The 1,837-nt window shown below is 39.1% G+C and carries 2 protein-coding genes; both read right to left on the bottom strand.

Going from position 1 to position 1,837, the window contains the following annotated elements; translation table 11 throughout:
* Window positions 1-155: 155 nt before the first annotated feature.
* Complete coding sequence (locus ACNQGS_RS28865) at window positions 156-1,298, bottom strand: IS91 family transposase (RefSeq protein ID WP_491490382.1); 1,143 nt, start codon at window positions 1,296-1,298, stop codon at window positions 156-158.
* Window positions 1,295-1,837, bottom strand: a 543-nt coding sequence (locus tag ACNQGS_RS28870; protein WP_491490383.1) for a tyrosine-type recombinase/integrase, incomplete at its 5' end; no start/stop codon positions are given. The genes ACNQGS_RS28865 and ACNQGS_RS28870, both read right to left, overlap by 4 nt.

Consider the following 1,837-nt stretch of genomic DNA (forward strand, 5'->3'; position numbering starts at 1 on the left):
TGGGGTTTCAATCTTTGGGAGATCCCTCATTTTTTGATTATCTTACCTGGTTTCATTTCACAGTAGCTTTTTTTTACTGTTTCTATCAGTTTTTAGATATAATTTCCCCCTCCCCACTAAAGAGGCTTTTAAAAATAGTATTTATTTCTTTCCAATTAAGGCACCACTCCTTGGGTGGCTGACCTCAGGTGAGATTTATTACAGGATGGACATATCGTTACATCTTTTCCTGCAATTATAGAGACAATTTCAATAGTACTAAGACCTGTAAATTTAGGATTATATGTTGGGCTATTGGTTAGCTTCCGACACAGTTTAAGTTTGGTTTTCTTATTTCGGTTGGCCAGTAGTCCATAATGTCTTATTTTCACCAATCCCTTCGGGAGAATATGCATAAGAAATCGGCGAATAAATTCTACACCTTTCATTGTCACTGTCTTTTTTTGATTATTGTTTCGATAATCCTTCACCTGGATGGTAACAGTGTCCTTCTCCATAGAAACAATTCGATTATTTGATATCGCGATTCGATGTGTATATCGCCCAAGATACTGAACCACTGCCAATGGACCTGAAAATGTCCGTTTAGTATAGCTGTACCAGTTTAGTGAGTAACATTCATCTATTAAACACTGAAACTGTTTTGGGTTTTCGTACCTTTTTGCGTCGTTATAAAAGACAAGCAAATTCTTTTCATATAATTGCTTTAAATAATACAGATACTTTCCACGGAACTTTTTGGACAGAACTTTTACAGGAATAAAGAATTTTTTACTCGAGTGACGCCACTTATTCTGCTTGGAAAGTCCTCCAGCCAAGACAACCGTATGGATGTGAGGGTGAAAATGCAAGTTTTGTCCCCAAGTATGCAAGACAGAGAAAAAGCCAATTTGTGCCCCTAGATACTTTTTGTCCATGGAAAGCTCCGCAAGCGTTTCTGCGACGCATTTGTACATTAAATCATAGAGTACCTTCTGATTATGATAAATTAACATGTGCAGCTGTGCCGGCATGGTAAATACCACGTGAAAATAGGGGGCGTTGAGAATATCTTTTTTTCTATTATCCACCCAAACTTCTTTATTGACCCCTTGGCACATGGAACAGTGACGATTCCGGCATGAATTGTATCGAACCTGGGTATGACCACATGTATCACATTCATAGGCATGTCCACCTAAGCCGCTTGTTCGACATCTCATGATGTCGTTGGCTGCTTTGGCCTGTTCAGGGGATGGCTTGTATTTTTCTTTATACTGCGCATAGAACGCCTTAAATATATCTTGGATGGTAGTCATTCCCCATGATTCCCCTTTGAATCTAACGGACTTTTAATGCCCATCAGACTTTTAGAGGTCATGTGCAGATACGTTAATGTTGTTTTAAGGCTCTTATGTCCAAGCATCTGTTGGATAAACACGGGATCTACACCGTCTTCTAAGGAATGGGTGGAAAAACAGTGTCGTAATGTGTGGGAAGATATATTTGGATCTAGGGAAAGCCTGTCCCTAAGCCTTATTATTGTATTCTTTATCGTTTTGACAGTAATGTGCTCGCCGGGGGTTTGGCCGGGAAACAGCCAATCATTCGGCTTATAGTTTTTAGCACGGAAATAAGTTTTAAAATACTCTCGAAGCACTTCCAGTGCTGTTTGCGATAAGATTGTATACCGGTTGGTATTATGTTTAGCTTCATCGACTCGGATTCGCATGGTCTTACTACAAATATCACTAATTTTTAATTTGGCCACTTCGCTTACTCGTAGGCCACTGCCATAAACAAGGAAAAGGATAGCCTTGTGCTTCAAGTTTTTAGTTGAATTTAAGAGGGAAAGTAT

Source organism: Neobacillus sp. PVCKKU3 (genome assembly GCF_058323225.1).

Bases quoted from the DNA above. Each gene is read 5' to 3' on its own strand.
- ACNQGS_RS28865 (WP_491490382.1), bottom strand. From the start codon at position 1,298: ATGACTACCATCCAAGATATATTTAAGGCGTTCTATGCGCAGTATAAA.